The sequence below is a fragment of the Methylobacterium sp. P5_C11 genome (assembly GCF_054049775.1).
This window is the reverse complement of record NZ_JBFULS010000050.1, coordinates 20,040-42,654: the sequence shown is the minus strand read 5'-3', so window position 1 is coordinate 42,654 and position 22,615 is coordinate 20,040. Positions and strand designations below refer to the sequence as shown.

At 63.7% G+C, this 22,615-nt stretch carries 20 protein-coding genes and 3 pseudogenes; 17 read left to right on the top strand and 6 right to left on the bottom strand.

All coding sequences use genetic code 11. The features are described 5' to 3' along the window. Positions 1 to 492: pseudogene (locus tag ACXJKQ_RS21650) on the top strand (IS3 family transposase); the annotation flags it as partial. Between the two features lie 14 nt (positions 493 to 506). Here ACXJKQ_RS21650 and ACXJKQ_RS21645 read toward each other — a convergent pair. After that, positions 507 to 990: pseudogene (locus ACXJKQ_RS21645) on the bottom strand (transposase family protein); the annotation flags it as partial. Here ACXJKQ_RS21645 and ACXJKQ_RS21640 point away from each other — a divergent pair. Next, a complete protein-coding gene (locus ACXJKQ_RS21640; protein WP_457107754.1) occupies positions 929 to 2,059 on the top strand; it encodes a DMT family transporter in 1,131 nt (376 codons plus the stop codon). The pseudogene ACXJKQ_RS21645 and the gene ACXJKQ_RS21640 overlap by 62 nt on opposite strands. 65 nt (positions 2,060 to 2,124) lie before the next feature. Here the strand turns inward: ACXJKQ_RS21640 and ACXJKQ_RS21635 are convergent. Continuing rightward, a pseudogene (locus ACXJKQ_RS21635) lies at positions 2,125 to 2,255 on the bottom strand (IS256 family transposase); the annotation flags it as partial. 1,010 nt (positions 2,256 to 3,265) lie between these two features. Here ACXJKQ_RS21635 and ACXJKQ_RS21630 point away from each other — a divergent pair. The 6 genes from ACXJKQ_RS21630 to ACXJKQ_RS21605 all read left to right on the top strand — a co-directional run bounded on the left by ACXJKQ_RS21630 (position 3,266) and on the right by ACXJKQ_RS21605 (position 8,613). Then, complete coding sequence (locus tag ACXJKQ_RS21630; RefSeq protein ID WP_457107753.1) at positions 3,266 to 4,513, top strand: aromatic ring-hydroxylating oxygenase subunit alpha; 1,248 nt, start codon at positions 3,266 to 3,268, stop codon at positions 4,511 to 4,513. 93 nt (positions 4,514 to 4,606) lie between these two features. Then, complete coding sequence (locus ACXJKQ_RS21625; RefSeq protein ID WP_457107752.1) at positions 4,607 to 5,089, top strand: aromatic-ring-hydroxylating dioxygenase subunit beta; 483 nt, start codon at positions 4,607 to 4,609, stop codon at positions 5,087 to 5,089. 112 nt (positions 5,090 to 5,201) lie between these two features. Beyond that, on the top strand, positions 5,202 to 5,567 hold the full coding sequence (locus ACXJKQ_RS21620) for a Rieske 2Fe-2S domain-containing protein (protein ID WP_457107751.1): 366 nt from the start codon (positions 5,202 to 5,204) through the stop codon (positions 5,565 to 5,567). Further along, complete coding sequence (locus tag ACXJKQ_RS21615) at positions 5,536 to 6,690, top strand: 2Fe-2S iron-sulfur cluster-binding protein (protein ID WP_457107750.1); 1,155 nt, start codon at positions 5,536 to 5,538, stop codon at positions 6,688 to 6,690. Before ACXJKQ_RS21620 ends, ACXJKQ_RS21615 begins: the two co-directional genes overlap by 32 nt. Positions 6,691 to 6,696: 6 nt before the next feature. Then, entirely contained in the window at positions 6,697 to 7,464 is a 768-nt protein-coding gene (locus ACXJKQ_RS21610; protein ID WP_457107749.1) for a sulfite exporter TauE/SafE family protein, read from the top strand. A 138-nt stretch (positions 7,465 to 7,602) separates the two neighbouring features. Then, complete coding sequence (locus tag ACXJKQ_RS21605) at positions 7,603 to 8,613, top strand: LysR family transcriptional regulator (RefSeq protein ID WP_457107748.1); 1,011 nt, start codon at positions 7,603 to 7,605, stop codon at positions 8,611 to 8,613. Positions 8,614 to 8,734: 121 nt separating this feature from the next. Here ACXJKQ_RS21605 and ACXJKQ_RS21600 read toward each other — a convergent pair whose 3' ends face one another. Further along, complete coding sequence (locus tag ACXJKQ_RS21600) at positions 8,735 to 9,475, bottom strand: hypothetical protein (protein WP_457107747.1); 741 nt, start codon at positions 9,473 to 9,475, stop codon at positions 8,735 to 8,737. Positions 9,476 to 9,564: 89 nt separating this feature from the next. Beyond that, positions 9,565 to 10,407 (bottom strand): amidohydrolase family protein, encoded by an 843-nt coding sequence (locus ACXJKQ_RS21595; RefSeq protein WP_457107756.1) that lies wholly within the window; start codon positions 10,405 to 10,407, stop codon positions 9,565 to 9,567. Positions 10,408 to 11,024: 617 nt separating this feature from the next. Between ACXJKQ_RS21595 and ACXJKQ_RS21590 the strand changes: the two genes are divergently transcribed. Continuing rightward, positions 11,025 to 12,359, top strand: a complete 1,335-nt coding sequence (locus tag ACXJKQ_RS21590; protein WP_457107746.1) for an MFS transporter — start codon at positions 11,025 to 11,027, stop codon at positions 12,357 to 12,359. Positions 12,360 to 12,499: 140 nt separating this feature from the next. Here the strand turns inward: ACXJKQ_RS21590 and ACXJKQ_RS21585 are convergent, their stop codons facing one another. Continuing rightward, positions 12,500 to 12,727 carry a hypothetical protein gene (locus tag ACXJKQ_RS21585; RefSeq protein WP_457107745.1) on the bottom strand — a complete coding sequence of 76 codons (228 nt, stop codon included), beginning with the start codon at positions 12,725 to 12,727 and terminating at the stop codon, positions 12,500 to 12,502. Positions 12,728 to 13,308: 581 nt separating this feature from the next. Here ACXJKQ_RS21585 and sorA (ACXJKQ_RS21580) point away from each other — a divergent pair. The 7 genes from sorA (ACXJKQ_RS21580) to sorB (ACXJKQ_RS21550) all read left to right on the top strand — a co-directional run bounded on the left by sorA (ACXJKQ_RS21580) (position 13,309) and on the right by sorB (ACXJKQ_RS21550) (position 20,722). After that, entirely contained in the window at positions 13,309 to 14,514 is a 1,206-nt protein-coding gene (sorA, locus tag ACXJKQ_RS21580) for a SorA family sulfite dehydrogenase catalytic subunit (protein ID WP_457107744.1), read from the top strand. 11 nt (positions 14,515 to 14,525) lie between these two features. Then, positions 14,526 to 14,858: a SorB family sulfite dehydrogenase c-type cytochrome subunit gene (sorB, locus tag ACXJKQ_RS21575; protein ID WP_457107743.1), complete on the top strand. Its 333-nt coding sequence runs from the start codon at positions 14,526 to 14,528 to the stop codon at positions 14,856 to 14,858. Positions 14,859 to 14,887: 29 nt separating this feature from the next. Further along, positions 14,888 to 15,988, top strand: a complete 1,101-nt coding sequence (locus ACXJKQ_RS21570) for a YeiH family protein (RefSeq protein WP_457107742.1) — start codon at positions 14,888 to 14,890, stop codon at positions 15,986 to 15,988. 728 nt (positions 15,989 to 16,716) lie between these two features. Then, a complete protein-coding gene (locus ACXJKQ_RS21565) occupies positions 16,717 to 18,135 on the top strand; it encodes an MFS transporter (RefSeq protein ID WP_457107741.1) in 1,419 nt (472 codons plus the stop codon). A 69-nt stretch (positions 18,136 to 18,204) separates the two neighbouring features. Continuing rightward, a complete protein-coding gene (locus ACXJKQ_RS21560; RefSeq protein WP_457107740.1) occupies positions 18,205 to 19,113 on the top strand; it encodes an amidohydrolase family protein in 909 nt (302 codons plus the stop codon). Between the two features lie 102 nt (positions 19,114 to 19,215). Beyond that, positions 19,216 to 20,397, top strand: coding sequence for a SorA family sulfite dehydrogenase catalytic subunit (sorA, locus tag ACXJKQ_RS21555; RefSeq protein ID WP_457107739.1), 1,182 nt, complete (start codon positions 19,216 to 19,218; stop codon positions 20,395 to 20,397). Positions 20,398 to 20,410: 13 nt separating this feature from the next. Then, positions 20,411 to 20,722: a SorB family sulfite dehydrogenase c-type cytochrome subunit gene (gene sorB, locus ACXJKQ_RS21550; RefSeq protein ID WP_457107738.1), complete on the top strand. Its 312-nt coding sequence runs from the start codon at positions 20,411 to 20,413 to the stop codon at positions 20,720 to 20,722. A 9-nt stretch (positions 20,723 to 20,731) separates the two neighbouring features. Here sorB (ACXJKQ_RS21550) and ACXJKQ_RS21545 read toward each other — a convergent pair whose 3' ends face one another. Beyond that, positions 20,732 to 20,947, bottom strand: a complete 216-nt coding sequence (locus tag ACXJKQ_RS21545; RefSeq protein WP_457107737.1) for a hypothetical protein — start codon at positions 20,945 to 20,947, stop codon at positions 20,732 to 20,734. A 207-nt stretch (positions 20,948 to 21,154) separates the two neighbouring features. Between ACXJKQ_RS21545 and ACXJKQ_RS21540 the strand changes: the two genes are divergently transcribed. Then, entirely contained in the window at positions 21,155 to 22,207 is a 1,053-nt protein-coding gene (locus tag ACXJKQ_RS21540; protein WP_457107755.1) for a YeiH family protein, read from the top strand. The last annotated feature ends 408 nt before the right edge of the window (positions 22,208 to 22,615 follow it).

Genomic DNA, 22,615 nt, shown 5'->3' with positions numbered 1-22,615 from the left:
CATCTCCTACGTCTGGACGCGGGAGGGCTGGCTGTACCGGGCTGGCTGTACCGGGCGGTGGTCCTCGATCTGTACTCCCGACGGGTCGTGGGCTGGGCGGTGGGCGATCGCCTTCACAAGGAACTTGCACCGGCTGCGTTGCGACGTGCCCTTGTCGTCCGACAAACCGGACCAAGTTTGTTGTATCATTCCGACCGCAGCAGTCAGTACTGTTCGAATGAGTACCAAGCGGAGCTACGAGGCCGCGGCATCGTGATCTCTATGTCCAGTAAGGGAAATTGCTTTGACAACGCGATGGTCGAGACGCTCTTCAAGACGCTGAAGAGCGAGTTGGTCTGGCGCACCGCGTTCCAGACGCGAGCCGAGGCTATCGCCGCGCTGGCCCGTCACATCGATGGCTTCTACAATCCCCGACGCCGTCACTCGGCACTCGGCTTCACAAGCCCCACCCAGTTCGAGAGGGGCATCGCCCACCAAACCGCTCCCCACTGAACTGAAGCAAGTCCAGTTCGGCCCTTGCGCAGCGCCCCATCGTCGATGCCGATAACGTGCTGCCGTCGGCGTTCGGAAGCGGCAAACGCGCTTCGTCCGCAACAGGGTTGTGGCGCTGGTCGGCATAGCCAAATGCCCGAGCAACCGGGCGGCGGGCTGGCCACCGAGCGCGAGACTGGTGCGAGCATGCGCGTCAGTGAGGCGGCGCGTGCGCTGGGCATGGCGGCTGAGCGGCTTCTGGAACCGCTCGGAGCGGGTGCGCCGGGGGCAAGCCGGGTTGCGCCAGTAGAAGCGCCGAACCTCCAACTGCAGCTGGACGGCCTTGCCGCTGACCGGCAGTTCGGCGGGCCGTCGCCGATACCGGCTATGGACCGACGTGCTCACGGTTCGACACGTCGGGCAGCGAACGTGATCGTGTGGAGTTTCGGCGGCGACCATGAGGGCGGCGCGCTTGACAGGGACGAGGCGACAGCCGGGCAGAGGGCAAAGCAAGGTCATGCTTCGATCTGTACCTTGGAGACGATCTTCGCCACGAGCCAGCCGTCACGCTGACCCTTCCACCAAACCTGACGGAGAACCACTCCTAAGGGGCGGATCAGTGCGAGACTCAGGCCAGAAATTCCTGGTTTCTATCTGGGCTTCAAGGCTATATTCCGTTTCGATGCGCGCGTTCCTCAGCTCGTCAAGCGTAAMGACGGACGCAAGTCGAAACCGAGCTAAAGGCTTGGTCTGGGGAAGCGTCGGCGTGCTCGCCTTCTCGGTCTCGCTGCCTGTAACCCGCCTAGCGGTGGCTGGAGGAATAGCAGGCAGTTTCGTCGGAATCGGTCGGGCAGCGGTCGCTGGCGTCCTAGCCTTGCTCACGCTAGTGATAATGCGCCAGCCGTTGCCCTCTTTTCGACTGATGCCCCGGCTCGCAGTGGTCGCAGTTGGGGTCGTGCTGGGCTTTCCGCTGCTCACTTCTCTCGCCCTTACTCACGTGCCCGCGTCACATGGCGTCGTCGTTGCAGGCCTGCTCCCTTCAGCCACCGCAGTCATGGCGGTATTTCGCGCAGGAGAGCACCCCTCACTGCGGTTCTGGATCGCTGTTCTGGCTGGCGTCGCGTGTGTGCTCAGCTTCGTCTTCGTGCAAGGAGGGGGCAGCTTTCAGTGGGCGGATGCGCTTCTACTCGCTGCGGTCGTGCTCTGCGCGCTGGGTTACGCCGAGGGTGGCGCGCTAGCTCGGGAGTTGGGGGGCGTGCAGGTCATGTGCATTGCCGTCATTTTGGCACTGCCCGTCACGGTGCCGATCACACTGATAGAGCTGGATGTCGTCCTGCTTGCACACATTACACCCGCTGCCTGGGCTGGTTTCGCCTACTTGTGCGTGGTCAGCAATGCGGGCTTCTTTGCCTGGTATCGCGGCCTATCTCTCGGCGGCGTAGCGCGGATCAGCCAGCTTCAGCTCGCGCAGCCTGTTCTTTCGCTGGCCTGGGGCTGGTTGCTGTTGGGAGAAGTGATTACTGGCCCAACTATCGCGGCTGCGCTCGGTGTCCTGACCTGCGTGGTCATGGCGCAATGGCTGCGTTAGCTGTTTGCTTGCGGAACGTCATTGGGGACTGTCGGAAATTTTGTGTAGGTGCGGCGGGTTGAACATCAGGCCGCCATGGCACGGGTAAAGCGCTCACCGAAGAAGACGGCGAACTGCGCCTTGGCCATGACCCACTCACGCGGGCCATCTCCCACGCCTTCTCGGAGTGGTTCAAGACCAGGTAGAGCAGCTTCAGGGTGTTGCTCGAAGACACCGGCAGTGCAGAACCTTTGCAACACCGCCTCCGGATAGGCGCCGGCGTCGATAACCCCGACCTGTGGCCACAATTCCGCTCTCACGACCACTGCGAGACTGGGGAGCGTGCCGGGCTCGGAGGAGGTCATTTTTGAGCTTGTCGCTTAGCTTGGGCCTAGTGCCTAGACGCCGACGAACGCATCTCGTGCTTGCCCGCTAACTTGCTGCTATCGCTTCGAAAAAGCGCGCTACCTCGTGTACGCTTTGTTGGCGTCAGAGCACTAGGGCTCGCCGGACCGGAAGAGCGTCGGGGCTTTCGCAACCGTTGGCAGGAGTGAACAGTTCGGTCACCGGGATGTCTGCGCAGGATTGTCCGGGGGTGAGGACGACGTGTCCGCACTCCGCGTAGCCGGAAGAGCGGTCTGGTGAGCGGGTGTACGGCCCACCCCCTCTATGGCAGTCAGAGTGGTCGGACAGGCAAAAGCTTGCCGCGCAGCAGCAGGCTCAATGTTCTGAGCGCGATGTTCGCGCCACTCGCGCCCGCGGCGACGGCCCTCGTGCTCACGGTAGTGCGTAGGCGCCGCCTAGACTGACCCCGCCGGAGCCGTTCCCTGCGCTGAGGCCGTCACGATCCCCCAGCGCCGCCGTTCCGCTTCAGAATGGATCGGGCGGATTCTCGGGTGTCACCTCCTCTGGAGGCCGGACTCCGGAACGCCCTCCTTCGGCGCGTGACCAGCCGGTCAGATCTACGTCCTGTCGCCTGCCGGATCTATGAGCCCATAAAAAGATTCAATTATCGGCCGCTGCTTCCCTGGTCCATCCTAAGCCGAGTGCTGTGGCGCCCCGGGTGAGTGCAGAGAGCATTGTCCTTATGAGCGCGTACGTACATCGTTCGCTTCACGAGGACGATCTTCTGCCCGCCCTCGTGGCTAACGGCATCGATCACTTGGTGGCGGGCGTGAGAAGCCCGCCACAGTGACACGTGACGTGGCTGTACTGGGAGGAGACCAGATGCCTGCAAGAAACCACAGTCAGTGGACCGCAAATCCGCCCCTGGAGAGCAGCGAGTGGATCGACAGCCGCATCTATACCGAGGAGGCCATCTTCGAGGAGGAGATGGAGAAGATCTTCAAGAAGACCTGGATCCCCGTCTGTCACGAATCCGAACTCCCGAAGCCCTACGACTTCCGAACCACGAGCATAGCGCGTGAACCGGTCGTCGTCTGCCGCGGCCCGGACAACGTGATCCGCGCGTTCCTAAATGTCTGCCCCCATCGCGGGATGATCATCGAACGGCGCCCGGCGGGAAGCTTCTTCGAACCCCAGCCGTCCGGAAACCCCAAGCGTATGACCTGCATGTTCCATGCGTGGCAGTTCGACATGAAGGGGAATTGCGTCTACGTGAGCCGCGAAAAGGAGGGATATCAGGACCGCCTTCGCAAGGAGGACGTCGGTCTTCGCCGCCTCCGGTGCGAGGTCAAGTTCGGTGGCTTCGTTTGGGTTAACCTCGACGACAATCCTGTCTCACTCGAAGATTGGGCGGGCAAGCCGTTCGAATGCCTGCGCAAGACTCTGGAGGCGGAGCCGCTCGAAGTCTTCCACTACCACAAGGCTATTGTGGAAACGAACTACAAGCTTTGGCACGACACGAATTGCGAATTCTATCACGATTTCATGCACTATCACAACCGTGTCACCGGCTTCAACGACGCGTACTTCGCTCGAAAGAACGAAGCTTTCGAGAACGGTCACATCGTGGTCGGTACGTTCGAGGTGAACTACGACCAGTATGAGGGGTTTGAAAGCCGGGCTGGGCTCTCCTTCCCGCATCTGCCGCCGAACCAATGGTACATGATCGACCTATTCCCGGGCATGAACTTCAACCTGCGCGGTTCGGCGCTCCGGTGCGACACGGTTACTCCGCTAGGCCCGAACAAGCTCATGATCGAGTTCCGCGGCCTGGGATTGAAGAGCGACAGCAAGGAAGATCGGCAGACCCGGATCAATCACCACAACTCCATCTGGGGGCCGTTCGGCCGGAACCTGCACGAGGATCTTATCGGCGTGCAGGGTCAGGGCACGACGATGCGACCGGGCTCGGAGCCCCGCCGCATACTTCATGGCCGTCAGGAGAACCAGACGATCCACGATGAGAACGGCATGCGGCACTACTACGACGAGTGGGGCCGCTGGATGAACCGCATGCCAAATGATCCTGACAAGGTCTTCGCCGAGCGAGAACTTATGGCTGCGGAATAGCGGACGATCTCCGGGCGGCGACCCAACCGGGGCCGCTGCCCGGCACACGCGAGAGACTCGACGACAGACAAAGACAAACGGGAGGGTTTCGCCATGGACGCTGCGAGCGCCGTACGCGAGGCGATCGGCCGAGCGACCGTCTACTTGGACGATCAACGCTGGAACGATTGGCTCGATCTCTGTGCCGACGACTTTAATTATGCGATCAAGTCGTACAGTCCTGAGATCAGCCAAGATATGACGTATCTCCAGGGAAGCCGGAAAGACATGGAGAGCCTGATCAAGCTCCTCCCCAAGCACAACACCGATCACTCGCCCCTCAGTCGCCACACGAATGTTTGCACTGTCGAGGTCGATGCCGACGGCAAGAATGCGACGGCTGTCAGCTCTGTCGCCGTCTACCAACATTTGCTCGACGGCACCAATTCGCATGTCGACTCGGGAGAGAGCAGGCTGTTTCTCGTCGGCAAGTACATCGACAAATTCCGCATCGAAGAGGGGCGTCCTATCTTCGTCGATCGCGAGGTCCGGCTTCAGAACCGACGCCTCGACAAAGGGTCGCATTGGCCGATCTGACGGATGCCGTCCGTTTTCGGGCGGTCAGCCGGAGCCTGTGTTCCAGTCTTGCCCGCCGTCTATTTGGAATGCCGTAACAGGATTGAAGCCACCTGCGCTCCGCGGAGGAAACATGGGCTGGAAGTATCTGTGCGACGCCTCGGACATCGGGACCAACGCCGTCAAGCTGGTCGATGTCGACGGCGTTTCCGTGCTCGTTGCCAATTATGGCGCCGGCTTCAGGGCCATGCCGCCGATCTGCCCGCACATGGAGGAGCCCCTCGCCGAATCCGGCGTGATCGCGAACTGCATCCTGACCTGCACGAAGCATCTGTGGGCGTGGGATCTCCAGACCCTGTCGATGATCGGCGAGACCGAGAAGGAGCTGAAGACCTACGAGGTCAAACAGGAAGGCGGCAAGGTTCTCGCCCTCATCGACGGGGAGATCACCTACGATTTCGACGAGGATGGCGACGATGACGACGATTTCTTTAACTGACGTGGACGCGTCGCCATCGGAGCTGAGCGGCGGCGGTCGTTTGCTCGATCGCGCGGTGACCGCGTCGGCGGGCGCCGTCCGCGTACAGGTGCAGTCCAAGGCGGGTTCCGTCACGTTCGATTGCGGCCGGGACGAGACCCTGCTGCTGGCGGGCCTCAGGCAGAACCTCACACTGCCCTACGAATGCGCCTCGGGAACCTGCGGATCCTGTCGGGCGCGCCTGGATTCGGGCGAGGTCGCCAATGGCTGGCCGGACGCGCCCGGCCACGCGAAGATCAAGCCCGCGAAGGGCGATATCCTGATGTGCCAGACCCGTCCGCTGGGGGATTGCTCCCTTCGGGTTCCGGCCAACGTCGTGGAAGGATTCCCGCGACACGCGTGCCCGACCCACCACAATGGCCGGATCGAGCGGCTCGACAGGCTGACCGCGGACGTCCTCCATTTCGACGTCGTTCTCGCCGAACCGATGGTGTTCGACGCCGGGCAGTTCGTCCTGCTGCAGGTCCCCGGCCTGGAGGGTATGCGCGCCTACTCGATGGTGAACTACGAGCGCCGGACCCGCCGCCTTTCGCTGGTGGTGAAACGCAAGCCAGGGGGTGGGTTCGGAGACTGGCTCTTCGAGCGCGCGGTCGCGTCCGATACCGTCGATGTCTTCGGCCCCCTCGGCCGAGCCACGTTCCATCCCGATGAAGATCACGATCTCCTGATGGTGGCCGGCGGCTCCGGGATCGCCGGCATGATGTCCATCCTCGAGCGGGCAACGAACGAGGGACATTTCGATGCCCATAAGGGCTACGTGTTCTTCGGGGTGAGGACGATCGACGATTGCTTCTATCTCGAGCAATTCAGCCGGTACGTGGACAAGGCGCGTGGGAATCTGGAAGTCACGATCGCTCTGTCGGAGGCCCCGCCTCAGGGTCCGACGGAGGCCGCACATCCGGGCGTTCGCTTCGCCACCGGCATGGTGCATGAGGTCTGCGGGCGGGCCATGGCGGGGCGCTTCACCGACAGGATGATGTCGTACCTTGCGGGGCCGCCACCGATGGTCGATGGAGCCCTTCGGACGCTCATCAGCAGCGGCACAGTCACGCCGGATCGCATCCGGTACGACAAGTTCGGATAGTCTCGCATGCTCGCCGCCGCCGCCACGCCGCTCGCGTTGAATCTGCTGTTCGTCGGCACCCTCGCCGGCCTGATGATCGGCTGTGTCGGGATCGGCGGCGTCATCATCGTGCCGATCCTGTCGCTCGCCCTCGGCGTTCCGGTCGGAACGGCGGCGGCGGCGGCCATGGTGGGCTATATCGGTACCGGACTCGCCGGAACGCTCGCGTTCGGCCGGAACGGGTCGATCGACAACCAACTCGCGGGGCTGCTGTGCCTGGGGGCAGTCCCCGGCGCGCTGACCGGAGCCTGGATCGTTCGGACCGCCGATCCCTTCGTCGTCCAGGCGACGATTGCCTGCCTCGCGGGCGGTGCGGGCCTTCACAGCCTCCTCAAGAGCCGGGCCGATTTCGCGCCGCGCCCGCAGATCGCCTTCGGCGTCGCCAGCGCGATGCTGGTCGGGTGCCTGGTCGGCCTGATCTCCGCTGTAACCGGAACCGGCGGCCCGCTCGTCCTCGTGCCCCTTCTCATGTGGCTCGGCTTCCCGGTGCTCGGTGCGGTGGGTTTGGGCCAGGCGATCCAGATCCCGGTGGCGATCACGGCGACCGGGGGGGCGATGCTCTTCGGCTCGCTCGACTACGCGATCGCGATCGCTCTCACCATAGGCCTCGTGGTCGGCTGCCCGGCCGGCGCCTGGGTGTCCCACCGCATCGAACAGAGGGCGCTTCGGACTGTGGCCGCGACCGTCCTCCTGGGGACCAGTTGCATCATGGCCGCGACCTTGGCGTTTCGCTAGGGCGTAGTCCTGCCCTCTGGGACCACGCGGGCGCGGTCCCTCGCCCGGATAGCTTTACTTTCCGCTCCTCACCATGTAGCATTATAATGCAGCGGCTGCGGGGCTGATGTGAAAGAGTGCCGATAGGGCGGAGCGCCAATGTTCCTGCGTCAGTTCAACTATCTCTTGGCCGTAGTCGACGAGGAACATTTTGGCCGGGCAGCCGAGAAGTGTCACGTGACTCAACCGAGCCTTTCGGTGGGCATCAAACAGCTTGAACTTGAACTCGGAGTACCGGTCTTTCTTCGCGGGCGCGGACAACGCTTCCACGGGTTGACGGCCGAAGGCCAGATCGTCGCGAAGTGGGCGCGCAAAGTCGTCGGGCATTGCGACGCCATGCGCGACGAGATCGCGGAGATGCGCGCCAATCTGTCCGGACGGTTGAGAATGGGGGCGATGCCCTCCATGTCGCCCGTCCTGCCGGTACTGCTTCAGCTTGTCCGACAGAAGCATCCGAACGTCGCGATGGATGTCCGTTTCATCGGCCACGACGCGATGAAGGTCGGGCTGAACAACTTCACTCTGGATGCGGCTCTGACATACCTCGACGAGGCGGAACTCGGGCGACGTAATACGATCAAGATCTACACCGAGAAGAGCTGCATCCTGGTCTCGGACACTCCGGAATACGCAAACCGCACGACCATGGGCTGGGACGAGGCTGCGAGGCTTCCTCTGGCGATGCTGCGCCCGTCCATGCATGAACGCCGTTTCGTGGACAGCGTCTTTGCCAAGATCGGTCTGAACCCCGAGCCCAAGCTGGAATCCGAGTCGATCCTGCACCTGATGTTTCAGGTGCAGTTCGGAGGCCTCTGTACGATCATCCCCGAGCACTTCACCCGCATGCCGGGTCTCCATCCGGGAACCAAAGCTCTGGATCTCGTGGATCCGGTCGTGAGCCAAGATGTCGGGTTGTACTGGTCCGAGAGAGAGCTTCTCACGCCGATCGCGAGTGCCCTGGTCGCCGCGGTGAAGAACCTCAACAAGCGCGGCGGCCTGGACCAGATCCTGAGCCGGACGTCGAACGTGCCGGCCCCCGATTGGAACGCCACGCTCCCGCCCCTGGCTTGCCCGAGCTTCGGCCTGCCGCAGAAATCCGAGCGGGTCTGACCGGACCGATCAGGATCCGCCGCCGGGGATCGCACACGAACCGAGCCGGGCCCGAGATCGGGGACCGGCTCGCCGGACAACGAGATCCGGGGAGCCAGGACGGACGCCTTTCGGTGCGGTCTTAGTGGCCGCGCACGAAGGCCTCGAGCTGGGCGCCCTCAGCATGCCTGAAGATCTGCGAGGCCGCGACAACGTCCTCGCTCCGGCGCTTCTGGCCGTCGCATCCACGGACGTAGAAATGCGGCTCGTCCAGACCTGATCCCACGGGCCTGAAGCCAACGACACAGGTCGCGCATTCCAGCTCCATGCTGAGATCCTCGGGCCGAACGAGGATTCCGCTGTCGGTCGCGCCGCCTTGCCGAGGATCGGCACTCCGAAGCGCATGCGCCGCGTGCGACATCCACTCGGCCAGAAGCGTCAACTCCTCCCGATACTGCTCGGGGCTGAAGTCCTGGCCATCGCCCGAGAGAAGCTGGGACGCGTCATAGGGGAGGTTCTTCGTGAACTTCGATCGGTCCACCCCTCTGTGCAGCAATTCGATCAGCAGCCATGCCTCGGCATGCGCCGGCGAATGTTCTTCCGCCGAGAACGCGTGATTCGAGGGCTGTCCGTCCTCGAGGAACTGGAGGACCATCTCGGCGACGCGGAGCTCGAGTTCCAGGCCGTCAGCGAGGCCGTGGGTCCTGATGGCGCGTCGTTCGTCGCACCAGCGGAGCCTGACCGACCCCCGCGTTCCCGCGTCGGGCCCGTAGCTGTTCTCGACGCGGGCCACCCATTGCAGGAGGCTGTGGACCTGATGCTGCGCCTCGTTGAACTTCCGGAAATCGTTCACGTCAGGATGGAAAGGCTTAGGCTCCGCCATGGTTTCGACTCCCTATTCAGCGCGATGCGCGCGCCCCCAGGTCCCCGTGCCGGGCCTGCAGGGCGCGCGCTGAGTTCAGGGACGACGGTTCATCGCTCGAAATTCATTCCGAAGATGCGGCCGGCGTTCAGGTAGGTCGCTGCCGCAAAGGCTTCCGCCGAGAGGCCGAGGTTGCAGAAATCATCGACACCCTGACGCATCGGCCGGAACGGATACGAACTTCCGAACAGGAACTGGTCCTTCATGAAGCCGTTGGCCGCTTCGATGTACAGCTTTCCGCCGGGACAGAATGTGTACATGTCCGGAGAGACGAAGACGTTCTCGTTCCGGAACGCGACCGTGACGATGTCATGCACGCGAGGGTAGAAGCCGTGTGAGCACACGAGCTTCAGCTTGGGAAACGTCTTCGCGACCACATCGACGGCGAACGGATCGTTGAACGCGAGATCGGGCGTCGTCGGCCCCGACATGATGAAGGCCGGCACCTCCAGGGTCTGACAGAGCTCGTAGAGCGGCATCAGACGATCGTCATGCGCCTTGAGGGGCTCCTTGTAGAAGCCGGCATCGAGGTTGAGGCCCGTCAAGCCGAGCTGCCGGATGGCCCGGGTCGCTTCCTCGAGCGCGCCGTCCGGGCCGAGTTCCACGGGATCGACGGACGCCACGCCCAGAAGCCGCTTCGGAGCCGTGGCGGCCACATCGGCCAGTGCGTCGTTGGTAACCCGCACACCCGGGACACTCCGGGCGACCATCACGGCCGCCGTGATGCCCGCTTCGTCCATCTCGGCGACGAAGCCCGCCGCATCGCGGGCACGGGTAAAGTGATCGACATCCCGGCTCCCGACGCGTTTGTTGAGCCAACGGACGACGCCATATTCCGGAGTATCCGGTGTTGAACCAAAAAATTTGTGCAGAAAAGCCGGCCGACTCCGCATGTCGACGATGGGTTTTTTGCCTCCATCTGCCACTTCAAATCCTCCCGGTTTGCCTTCGTTATTGAGTTTCGCGAACGGCGAGACGTTTCAGCTGGCCTGGTAGGTCGAGCCGATGGATCTGTTGCCGGACCGATGTCCGCAGGACGTGACCAGTCTGTTCTCGCTCGGAACGCGAAAATATTAGAAAATTCGGATCGGCCCATAGCCCGATCCTAATTTACTCACGCGTGAGCGCCCGGCAGTCTGCCGTTTGCAGGGCGCTCGCGCGCAATCGAACCCCTGCGCGGGCAAACTAATAGACAGCTCCTATCGCTAACTTCCAAATAAATATTAGCCGCAGCGGTGATAAGCGGCCAATCATCGAAGGGCGACGTCTTTGCGCTGCAACATGGAGGTTTGCATCGAACTTTGTGCTCGCGATTTGGGAGCTCTAACGCTCGCTCTGGCAGGGACTCGAGACCGTCGAACGGTCGGTCGACAATCAGGTTTACGCCAAACCAAAGACCAGCGGTCGGGTCCGACTGGCAGAGCGCGCTGTGGCTGAGTTGTGACGATGGGGCTTGCTGTTGGTCAGATCGAGCAACCAAACGGCTAACATAAACTGGGAGGAGAACGTTATGTCGTCAGGTGTCGGGGTCATTACCGAGGGGGCTGTTCCAATTGGCTCGGCAACATCAGCGCACGAGATTCCCTTCGAAGAGCCTCAGATCACGAAGAAGGCCCGCAACACGATCACACTGGCGGCGACGCTCGGCTATTTGTTCGATGCCTATGCGATCAACATCTACGGCATGACTCTAGCTCTCATCGCGCTGGACTTCGGGGTCGGCGTTCAGACGATGGGCGCCATCGGCTCGATCTTCATCGCGGGCTACATGCTCGGCAGCTGCGTCTTCGGGATGTTGGGCGACAAGATCGGCCGCAGGAAGACGCTCGGATTCTCGATCTTCGCCTATGGGAGCGTGACGGCCCTGACCGGCTTCGCGACCGGCCCGATCTCGTTCGCCCTCGGCCGGTTTCTCACTGGGGTCGGCGGCGGCGGAGAACTGACCGTCGGCGTTCCCTATGTCGTCGAGTCCTGGGACAGCAAGAACCGCGGCCTCGGCGCTGGGTGGATGTTCGCAGGCTATGCCATTGGCGTCGTCTACGCGGCCGGCGTTTCAGCGCTGATCCTCGATTGGCTGGGTTGGCGCGCAATGTATTTCCTTGCGATCCTGCCGGCTGTCGTTATCCTTTTCGTCCGCCTCCAGCTCGAGGAAAGCCCGTCCTACGTCGCCACGATGGCCAAGCTGAAGGAAGCCAAGCGCGAACGTGTTTCTCTCACTGCTGCCATGAAGCAGAACCCGCAAATTCGGCGCAACCTTATCTGGGGATCGCTGATTTACGTCTCGCTGGCCTGCATCTACTACGCCGAGACAGTGTTTGCAGTACCCTTCATGGTCACGACGCTCAAGATGACAACGGCTACGGCGGTTGCGACCCTCGGGCTGTTTAATCTCTCGATGTTCGCCTTCTCGATCATCTGTGGGATGGCCTCAGATCGCGTTGGCCGGAGACTGGCGGGCTCGATCACGCTTCTGGCCTTGAGCGCGGCCCTTTGGGTCATGTTCTCGACCGCTTCCATTCCCCTTTTCATTCTCGCCGGCATGCTCGCGTTCGGCGGAATAGGAGGATCTTGGGCCATCGGCATGGTGCATGTCGCCGAGCTTTTCCCAACCGAGATCCGCGGATCGGGCTATGGAACTGCGGTCGCCATCGGCCGGCTCCCGTCGATCTTCGCGCCGCTCGGCATCGCTTGGCTTGCCAGTGTGACCGAGGGCGGGATGGGGGACGCTATGAAGTACTCCTGCGCAGTCTTGCTCTGCGCGTTGCTCGCCTACATCTTCGGACCCGAATCTCTGCGCCGTAGCAACCCCGGCATCGCTCCAGATACAGTCAGCAAAGCTGGCTGACGCACCGAGGTCGCTCCCTCGTCACCGCTCCGAGGTTCGCGATCTGGTTCGTCGTGCCTGGCCGTGGATCCCGATCACTCGCGCGATGGGTTCGGGATCCACGGTCGTCCTCCGAGAAAATCCCGCGATCGGGCGCCGTCTCAGTAGCTCTCGAGCCCGTTGCAATACGGGTGTGGAAAGTAAGCTTTGYCCCCAGAAGTGCACAATTCGCCGATCAGGTGTTGATCCAAGACCGCTCCGATCGTGAAAATCAGCGTCGCGATGACGACCGTCAGAGCGACGGCCGTCGCTTTGGGATAAGCTCTAAAGCGCTGAATTAGGGCAAAGCCGAACGTGATGGTGAGTGCTTCTGCGATCGCCGCGTACATCAATTTCATCCCACTCCTGAGGCGGCCGCATGGTTGGCACCTGTGCGACCGGCTCGCGTCCAAACACCAAGCCAGGGCCTAAGGCCTGCATCCTCTAACGCGGCCGACAGTCCAACGGCACTGCACAATGAACATGTCCCCTCCGCAGATCGCGCATTGTCGCCGCGACAACGCATGCAACCTGATAATGGCTGCCTATGAGCTCCAAGGGAAAATGTATTGGCTCCCGAGGCATCCTGCGTCTTAACCGGAGTGCGGAGCGCACGGGCCGAACGTTTCTCCTGGCCGAACGGAACGGATGCCGCTTCGCAGATCCGGCATCAGATCCCGGATCGAGCGGCGACCGTTTCAAATCGCTTATCCGGCACCTGCCAGGTTCGCAGGTAAAGACCTCGTGAGGGGGATCAGGGTGACGGGTGGCCCGAAATTGTCCATGTTCTTGGCCGACTTATCTGCGGCATGAAAGAAAAGGTTGTAATTTACAGCAGCAACAATCGACCGATAAACTTGATAACGACAGTGACCTGAGAGCCGGGCGGATGGCCGGAACCCGACTTTTGTTTCTAAATGGAGAGTTGGAAATGGACCTCGGGAGACGCGAACTGTTGAAGGGCGCCGCTGCAGCGACACTCGCCAGTGCGGGTTTCGGCCTGCGCCGGGCCGATGCCGCAGGGACGGCGACGCTGCCCTTCGGCAACGGGGAGCGGCCACTCGTGGCCTATCCGGGCAAGCGGCCACTGCTGCAGATGACCGCGCGCCCCCCGCAGCTGGAGACGCCGTTCGCCGTGTTCGACGCGGGCGCGATTACGCCGAATGACGCGTTCTTCGTGCGCTACCACCTCGCCGACATTCCCACCGAGATCGACCGCCAGGCCTTCCGCGTCGCGGTCAAGGGCCATGTCGAGCGGCCCCTCTCCCTCACGCTGGCCGACCTCAGGGCGATGCCGCAGACCGAGATCGTCGCGGTCAACCAGTGCTCGGGCAATTCCCGCGGCTTCTTCGAGCCGCGCATCGCCGGCGGCCAGCTCGCCAACGGCGCCATGGGCTGCGCCCGCTGGACCGGCGTGCCGCTCAAGGCCGTGCTCGACAAGGCCGGCGTGAAGGCCGGCGCCGTGCAGGTGTCCTTCGAGGGCCTCGACGGACCGGTCCTGCCCGAGACGCCGGACTTCGCCAAGGCGCTGACCCTCGACCACGCCCGGGACGGCGAGGTGATGCTGGCCTGGGGCATGAACGGGCAGGACCTCCCCTGGCTGAACGGCTTCCCGCTCCGCCTGGTCGTGCCGGGCTTCTACGGGACCTACTGGGTCAAGCACCTCGACAGCATCACCGTCCTCGATCACCCCTTCGAGGGCTTCTGGATGAAGAGCGCCTACCGCATCCCCGACAATGCCTGCGCCTGCACCGAACCCGGCAAGGCGCCGGACAAGACGGTGCCGATCGGCCGCTTCAACATCCGTTCGTTCCTCACGAACCTGGCCGACGGCGCGCAGGTGAAGGCAGGCCGCCTGCCCCTGCGCGGCATCGCCTTCGACGGTGGCTCCGGCATCAAGGCCGTCGAGATCTCGGCCGACGACGGCAAGACCTGGAGCGGGGCCAAGCTCGGCCCGGATCTCGGCCGCTACGCCTTCCGCACCTGGACCGCGGAGGTCGACCTGACGCCGGGCGCCCACGCCCTGCGCGTGCGGGCGACGGGCAACAATGGCGGCACACAGCAAATGGAGCCGCGCTGGAACCCCGCCGGCTACATGCGCAACGTCGTCGAGACCACCCGCGTCACAGCGGCCTGAGGAGGATCGAAATGATCAGGTCCATCGTGCTGCCCGCCGCGGCCGTCGCGCTCACGGCCGCCCTGGCCGTAACAGCCGCGCGCGCTGCGCCGGAGACCTATGCGCTGCCGGAGCCCACGGCCCAGTTCCGGCCGGCCCCGGAGGCCCCGCACGCCGCCGGCTTCCGGGCCGCGCAGGAGAACTGCCTGACCTGCCACTCGGCCGACTACATCGCCATGCAGCCGCCGAAGAAGGGCCAAGCGTTCTGGGACGCAGAGGTGACTAAGATGATCAAGGTCTACCGCGCGCCGATCGAGGAGCAGCAGGCCAAGGCGATCTCCGCGTATCTCGGCGCGACTTACTGAAAGCTTCCGCCGCACAGGGAGGCCACCCCATGACCGCTAGGATTGCCGGCCCTGTCGCGGCGGGAGCCGCACCCGCCAACCGCGCCCCCGGATCCTCCTGGGCCAGAGCGGCCGGTAGCCTCCTGCCGGGGCTGCTTCTGTGCCTCGTCATAACCGGCGCGGCGCAGGCGCTGCAGGTCGGCGAAGAGCACCTGACCGGCCACCCCTACGTCGAGGCCCTGGTCCTCGCCATCCTACTCGGCACGGCTTTGCGCACCGTCTGGATGCCGGACGCGCGCTTCAAGGCCGGGATCGCCTTCTCGGCCAAGCAGGTGCTGGAGGTGGCCGTCACCCTGCTCGGAGCCTCGGTGAGCCTCGGGGCGATCGTCGCGTCGGGTCCTGCACTCCTGGCCGGCATCATCGGGGCGGTGGCGCTCACCATCCTGGCGAGCTGCGCCATCTGCCGCGCCCTGGGCCTGCCGGTGCGCATGGCGCTGCTGATCGCCTGCGGCAACGCGATCTGCGGCAATTCGGCCATCGCCGCGGTGGCGCCCGTCATCGGTGCCGACAGCCGGGACGTGGCGGCCGCCATCGCGTTCACGGCGGTGCTCGGCGTGCTGATGGTGCTCGGCTTGCCCCTGTTCGTGCCGTTCGCCGGCTTCAACGACCACCAGTACGGCGTATTGGCGGGGCTCACCGTCTACGCAGTACCGCAGGTGCTGGCCGCGACGCTCCCGGTGAGCCCGCTCGCCACGCAAGTGGGCACGCTGGTCAAGCTTGTGCGGGTGCTACTGCTGGGACCAGTGGTGCTGGCCTTGTCGCTGATTGCCCCGCGCCTGCCAGCGGAGGGAGCCACGGGCAAGGCCGCCCCGGGCCGGCCCGGCTTCTTTAAGCTGGTGCCGTGGTTCATCCTCGGCTTCCTGGCGCTTGCCACGCTGCGCTCGCTAGGGCTGATCCCGGATGCCTGGATCCTGCCGGCCTCTCGGCTCGCCGGCTTCCTCACGATCGTGTCGATGGCCGCGCTGGGCCTGGGTGTTGACGTGCGTGTGCTGGCTCAGGTCGGCGGCCGGGTGACGCTGGCGGTCACCGCCTCGCTCGCCGTGCTCCTCGCCATCGCCGTCCTGCTCATCCGAGGCCTTGGCCTTAGCTGAGACCGCGGATCGGAGCGTGAGCACTTTTAGCAAGAGTATATCGACCATTAGCATGCATCGGCCGGCGTAAGGCCTCTGATCATCAGTTACTGCATCCGGTTCAGGTCTGAACTAGAGACCGAGGAAACGATGCCGGTTCAGCCCGCTCCCGAGTGCTCAATCGAGGACGAAGCCTGTCTCTGTCGCAACGGCATCTTCGCCACCCGCGGCGCGGACCGACGCCGCTTTCTCCTTGCCTCTTTGCCGCGGGTTCCGGCGTCGCAGCCGCCCGGCAGCCTTTTCCATCGCGAACAGTGTCTTGGCGTGCCGGAAAAGTGCCTCCCCTCACGTGTTAGCCGGGCGCCGCGTGAACCCCGATCGAGCAACCGACCTCCCTCCCCTGTAGCTCGAAGTCGCGTGCACCTCTCGAGATGGCAGGTTAACTGACTTTCGGCTCATCGGACGCCCGCGAGAAATGTTCGTCTGCGCGAAGGCGGAGAAGAAACGCAGGAGATGGAGGTTGAAAGTTATAACTCAGTGCTATCCGCGCAAAAGAGAATTACATTTACTATTTCTGGGTAATATGAGAGAAATTCGAGCTGTCTAGAAAGCGAAACAGAGAAAAATGATGCATGACCGCCGACCTCTCCATTGGGGAGGCGGGAGGGCTTGCAGCCTCAACAAGCCGTATGAAGGCCGAAGGCAAATGCCTTGGGCGTCCGTGGAGCAGCGTCTAGGGAGAGACCACCATGCGCCTTGCCACTGACCCTCCGATCGGGACGGGGATCGAACTGACCGCTTCCGATCGGGTCGCCGCGGCGGCCACAACCGACATTGCCGGCCGCCTTGAACGGCTGCCGATGTCGGGCTACCAGCGGAAGATCTTCGCGATCATCGCCTCCGCGTGGCTTGTCGACCAAGTCGATGTCGCGCTTCTGACATTCCTGCTCGGTTCGATCGTCGTCGCCTTCGGGCTGACCCCTACCGAGGCCGGACAGCTTGCGGCGATGACGTTTGCCGGCCAGCTTATCGGTAACGTGATCGCTGGCACCGCGTCGGACAAGTTCGGGCGCAAGACCGTATTTCAGGTCACAATGCTGGTCTGGGGCTTCGCCAGCCTCGCCGCGGCTGCTGCTTGGAGCCTYACTGCCTTGATGGTCTGCCGCTTCCTGATCGGCGTCGGCGTCGGCGGAGAGGCGCCGGTGGCCCAAGCGATGGTCTCAGAGATCGTGCCAGCCAATGTGCGCGGCAAGTACATCGCTTTCATGGAGGGCTTCTGGGCGATCGGTTACGTGCTGTCGGGGGCGATCAGCTTCTTCGTGCTGCCCTATCTCGGCTGGCGCTGGGCGTTCGCCATCGTGGGTCTACTCTCGATGGTTGTGCTCGTGGTTCGCCGCTCCATGCCGGAGTCACCGCGCTGGCTCGCGGACAATGGTCGCCATGCCGAGGCGGATGCGGTGATGTCTATGATGGAGCGCGAGGTCGAGCGCGCCACTGGCCAACCGCTGCCGCCGGTTGCCCCCTCTATCACGGCCGCGGCTTCCACGCCCGTGCCGCACCAGAACCCGATTGCGACACTGTTCTCGCCCGAGTACCGCCTACGGACGGTGATGGCCTTCGGGATGTGGTTCTTTGCCCTGATCGGCTTCTTCGGGCTCAACTCCTGGATCGCCGTGCTGCTTAAGGAGCGCGGCTTCTCGATCGTCGGCTCGGTGGGCTTCGTGACCTTGATCACGGTCGGCGGCATCCCGGGCTTCTTCACCGCGGCACTGATGCTGGAGAAAGTCGGACGCAAGGCCACGACGGCGGCGTTCCTGATCTTCGCAGCGGTGGCAGCCTACTTCTACGGCAATGCCGTCGACCAGACCTGGCTGTTCGTCTCAGGCTTCATCATGCAGTTCTTCATGTTCGGCATGTGGAGCTGCCTCTACGCCTATACGCCAGAGCTGTATCCGACCCGCGCGCGTGCGACTGGGGCGGGCTTCGCCTCGGCCTTCGGGCGGATCGGCGCCATCCTCGGGCCGATGATCGTGCCGGTGCTGGTGCGGGATTACGGCCCAGCCACCGCCTTCCAGGTCGGCGCGGGCGGTTTTTTGATCGCCGCAATTCTCGTCCTCACGCTGGGCGTAGAGACCCGGGGCAAGGTGCTCGAAGCCGTCTCCCATTGAGGTTCGATCCAGGCGGCGCGCCCAGACGTCGCGCGCCGATCCCGCTTCCCTACCGTGGAGTCACAAAAGATGCCCGTCGTAGACATGCGCAGCCGCCCGACCTTTCTGCACGCCTTCTTCGGCGCCGAGCCGCAGACGCCGTCCTACGGGGTGGTGCGCTGGCTGAACAAGCGGGTCGGCACCCACGACCACGAGATCGACCACTTCACCCGCGGCATGAGCGTAGAGGGGTTCGAGGCCGAGATGGACAGCGCTGGGATCGACGTAGCGATCATGGTCGCTCGCTCGGTGCCGGGAGTTCGGATCTCCAATGATGCGCTAGCCGATGTCGCCAGGCACGATCCCAAGCGTTTGATTGGCATCGCCTCAGTCGACCCAATCGAACTCGGCCGCGACGCGGCTTTGGCCGAGGCTAGGCGCGCGGTGACGGAGCTGGGGTTCAAAGCGATCAACCTCGATGCCGGCTTCTACGCGGAGGGCATGCGCGCCGACGACGAACGTCTCATGCCGTTCTACGAGCTGTGCCAGGAGCTGAAGGTCCCGGCCTTCGTAATGTCGGGTCCGACCACGCCGGATCTGCGGCTCAACGATCCGCTCGCCGTCGACCGCGTCGCTAGGACGTTCCCGAAGCTGCCGCTGGTCTGCTGCCATGGATTTTATCCGAACGTCGCCGACATGGTCACCGTCGCGTTCCGTAATGAGAACGTCTATGTCTCGCCGGACATGTATACGTTTGCGGCGGGCGGGAAGCTCTACATCGAGGCGGCCAACGGCCCGATGAAGGACCAGTTCCTGTTCGGCTCGTCTTTCCCGTTCCGGCCGATGTGCCAGGGCGTGGAGGATTTCCGCGCGCTCGGCCTGTCGGAGGCGGCACTCGACGCAGCACTCTGGCGCAATGCCGACCGGATCCTCGGGCTCGGGCTCGGGGGGTTAGGCGGAGCTGATGCTTCGTTCGCCAATTCGACACCTCCGACATAAGCGTTCCGGTCTGAGCTACAGCGTTCCGGAATGACGGGTCGGATTGGAAGGTAGTCTGGTGGTGTGCGGCGACCTGAACAAGAACGTGGGAGGACCGAGAAAATGCTGAGGCGCGATGTCTTGTTCGGCGCGGGCGCCATGGCCCTAGCAGGCCGCTCCGCCCTGGCGGACGAGGTCACCCTCCCCTTCGGCAACGGCGAGCGCAACCTCGTGGCCTATCCCGGCAAACGGCCGCTGCTACAGATGACTGCGCGGCCACCGCAACTTGAGACGCCGTTCTCGGTCTTCGACGAGGGCGTGATCACCAGGAATGACGCGTTCTTCGTACGCTATCACCTCGCAGACATTCCCACCGAGATCGACCCGGACGCGTTCCGACTCGAGATCAAGGGCCTCGTCGACACGCCACTCAGTCTCTCGCTCGCCGCGCTCAAGGCGATGCCCCAGACCGAGATCGTGGCGGTCAACCAGTGCTCAGGTAATTCCCGAGGGTTCTTCGAGCCGCGGATGGCGGGAGGGCAACTCGCCAACGGAGCCATGGGCAACGCCCGCTGGTCCGGGGTGACGTTGAAAGCGGTGCTCGAAAAGGCCGGGGTGAAGGCAGGCGCGGTGCAGGTCTCGTTCGAGGGCCTCGACGGGCCGGTGATCCCCGAGACACCGGACTTCGCCAAGGCGCTCCCGATCGATCACGCCAACGACGGTGAGGTGATGCTGGCGCTCTCGATGAACGGCGAGGACCTGCCCTGGCTCAACGGCTTCCCGCTGCGCCTCGTCGTGCCGGGCTACTACGGCACCTACTGGGTCAAGCACCTCAACGCGATCACCGTGCTCGACAAGCCGTTCGAGGGGTTCTGGATGAAGACCGCCTACCGTATCCCGGACAATGCGTGCGCCTGTACCGAGCCCGGCAAGGCGTCGGACAAGACCGTGCCGATCGGCCGCTTCAACGTCCGCTCCTTCGTCACGAACCTCACCGACGGTGCGAACGTGAAGGCCGGCACCGCAGACCTTCGTGGCATCGCCTTCGACGGCGGCTCTGGCATCAAACTCGTCGAAGTCTCGATCGACAACGGCAAGAGTTGGGTACCGGCCAAGCTCGGCCAGGATCTCGGGCGTTATTCTTTCCGGCCCTGGACGCTTGCCGTAGATTTTTCCGCCGGAGCGCACGCTGTCCGGGTCAAGGCCACCGGTAACAACGGGACCAGCCAGCCGATGGAATCGAGCTGGAACCCGGCAGGCTACATGCGCAACGTGGTCGAGACCACTCACATCCAAGCGACCTAAGGAGGCTTTTTCGATGTTCGTCGTTAGATCGGTCGCGACCGCACTGGTGCTCATTTCCAGCGCGGCGCATGCTGCCCCGAAGGCCTACGCGCTGCCGGAGCCGACGGCTCAGCTCAAGCCGCTCAAGGGCCACGAGGCCGGGCTTGAGGCGGCGCAGGCCAATTGCCTGGGCTGTCACTCGGTCGACTACATTGCGATGCAGCCGCCCCGGAAGGGCAAAGCGTTCTGGGATTCCGAGGTGACCAAGATGATCAAGGTCTACCGCGCGCCGATCGAAGAGGCGGACGCCAAGGCGATCGGTTCATATCTCACGGACGCATACTGAGGACGCACCTCAGCGCATCGCCACCATCTGCGTGGAGTAGGCAGCCACCTGCGCGGCTACTCCCGGCATGTCGTAGGCATAGACCCGGCCGGCTAGGATGAGCAGGGCGAGGCTCCAGAACACGGCGCCGCCGATGCGGCGGGCCGTCCGGTCTCCGGCATCGCGCGTGCAGACGCTGATGACGCCCTCGGGGACAGGCTCGCCAAATGGGTCGAACGTCGCCACGGGGCGTATGCTGGAGCCAGTGTTCATGAATGGCAAAGTCGCGCTTGATCGCCTTCGGTTCAATGGATCCGTCTTTCGAAATTTCGTCCGCCCAGAGTGGTTTCTTCCCTGCTTGACCAAAGTGACAACCGTTTCCTTCCCAGCGAGGTAAGAACCAGTCCTGTGAGCACAGATGCGTCCCCGAACGTACCCGCCGTCTCGCCCCCTATAGCCAGCGACAAGCCAGGCTTCCTGGCAAACTGGCGTAATTTGGTGCCCGGTATCGCCCTATGCCTCGCCATAACCCTGGTTTCGGTGGCGGCCCAAGCCCTGGAGGAGCGGGTACTGGAGCACCCCTATGTCGAGGCCCTGGTACTGGCGATCCTTCTAGGCATCGCCTTGCGCACAGTCTGGTCGCCGGATGTGCGCTACCGGGCCGGCATTGCGTTCTCCGCCAAGCAACTCCTTGAGGTGGCGGTCGTGCTGCTCGGAGCCTCGTTGAGCCTCGGGGCGATCCTCGCCTCCGGGCCGGCGCTGCTGGCTGGCATCGTTGGGACCGTAGCGATCGGTATCGGGGCGAGTTTTTTCATCTGCCGGGCACTCGGCCTGCCGGCGAGGATGGCGATCCTGGTGGCCTGCGGCAACGCGATCTGTGGCAATTCGGCCATCGCCGCGGTGGCACCGGTGATCGGAGCCCAGCCGAAGGACATCGCCGCCTCGATCGCGTTCACCGCGGTGCTGGGCGTGCTCATGGTGCTCGGCCTGCCGTTGTTCGTGCCGCTCGCCGGCATGAGCGATAACCAGTACGGCGTACTGGCTGGGCTCACCGTCTACGCAGTGCCGCAGGTGCTGGCCGCCACCGTCCCGGTGAGCCTGCTGTCAACCCAGGTCGGCACCCTGGTGAAGCTCGTGCGCGTGCTCATGCTCGGCCCCGTCGTCCTCTTCTTCTCCCTCGTCGCCGCCCGCCTGCCCGCCGAGCCGGGGACAGTATCCGGAAAGAGCGGGCGCGTCGGGTTCGCCAAGCTGATTCCGTGGTTCATCCTCGGCTTCCTGGCGCTCGCCACCTGCCGCTCGATCGGTATAATCCCGGATGTGGCGGTGAAGCCGCTCGCCCACTTCGCTGCTTTTCTTACTGTGCTCTCGATGGCGGCCTTGGGTCTCGGCGTAGACGTACGCGTACTCGCCCGCGTCGGCGGCCGGGTAACGCTGGCGGTGACAGGCTCGCTGGTGGTGCTAGTGGCGACCAGCCTGCTCCTTATCCACGTGCTTGGGATATCCTAAGTTCGCTCGTCAAAGCCGAAAAAAACCACATGCAACCGATCGTGGACTTTAGACAATAATTGCCCTGTTGATGGGTAGCTACATGTCCGCTCTCAGCGTCGGAAGTCGAAACGCAAACTTACCGCTTTCGGCCAACGTTAGCGGCCCGAACCGAATAAATCTGCATATCCGGAAGCAAACGCTCCAAGGATCCGCTTCGGGTCAAGACTGGCCTACGAAAGCGTCTATCTCTATACCCCCTCCCGTGCGGGAGAGGGGGCCTGGCGCGGCTGGCGAGACCGGGCTCGCCGTCCTTCCCGACCGTTGCAACACGATCGGGAACGGCTCTAGCCTGCAAAGCGCCCGAGCGGGCTGCCGGTCCAGCGCACGAAGGCGCTCCCGGATCTCAGGGTCTCGACCATCGAAAAG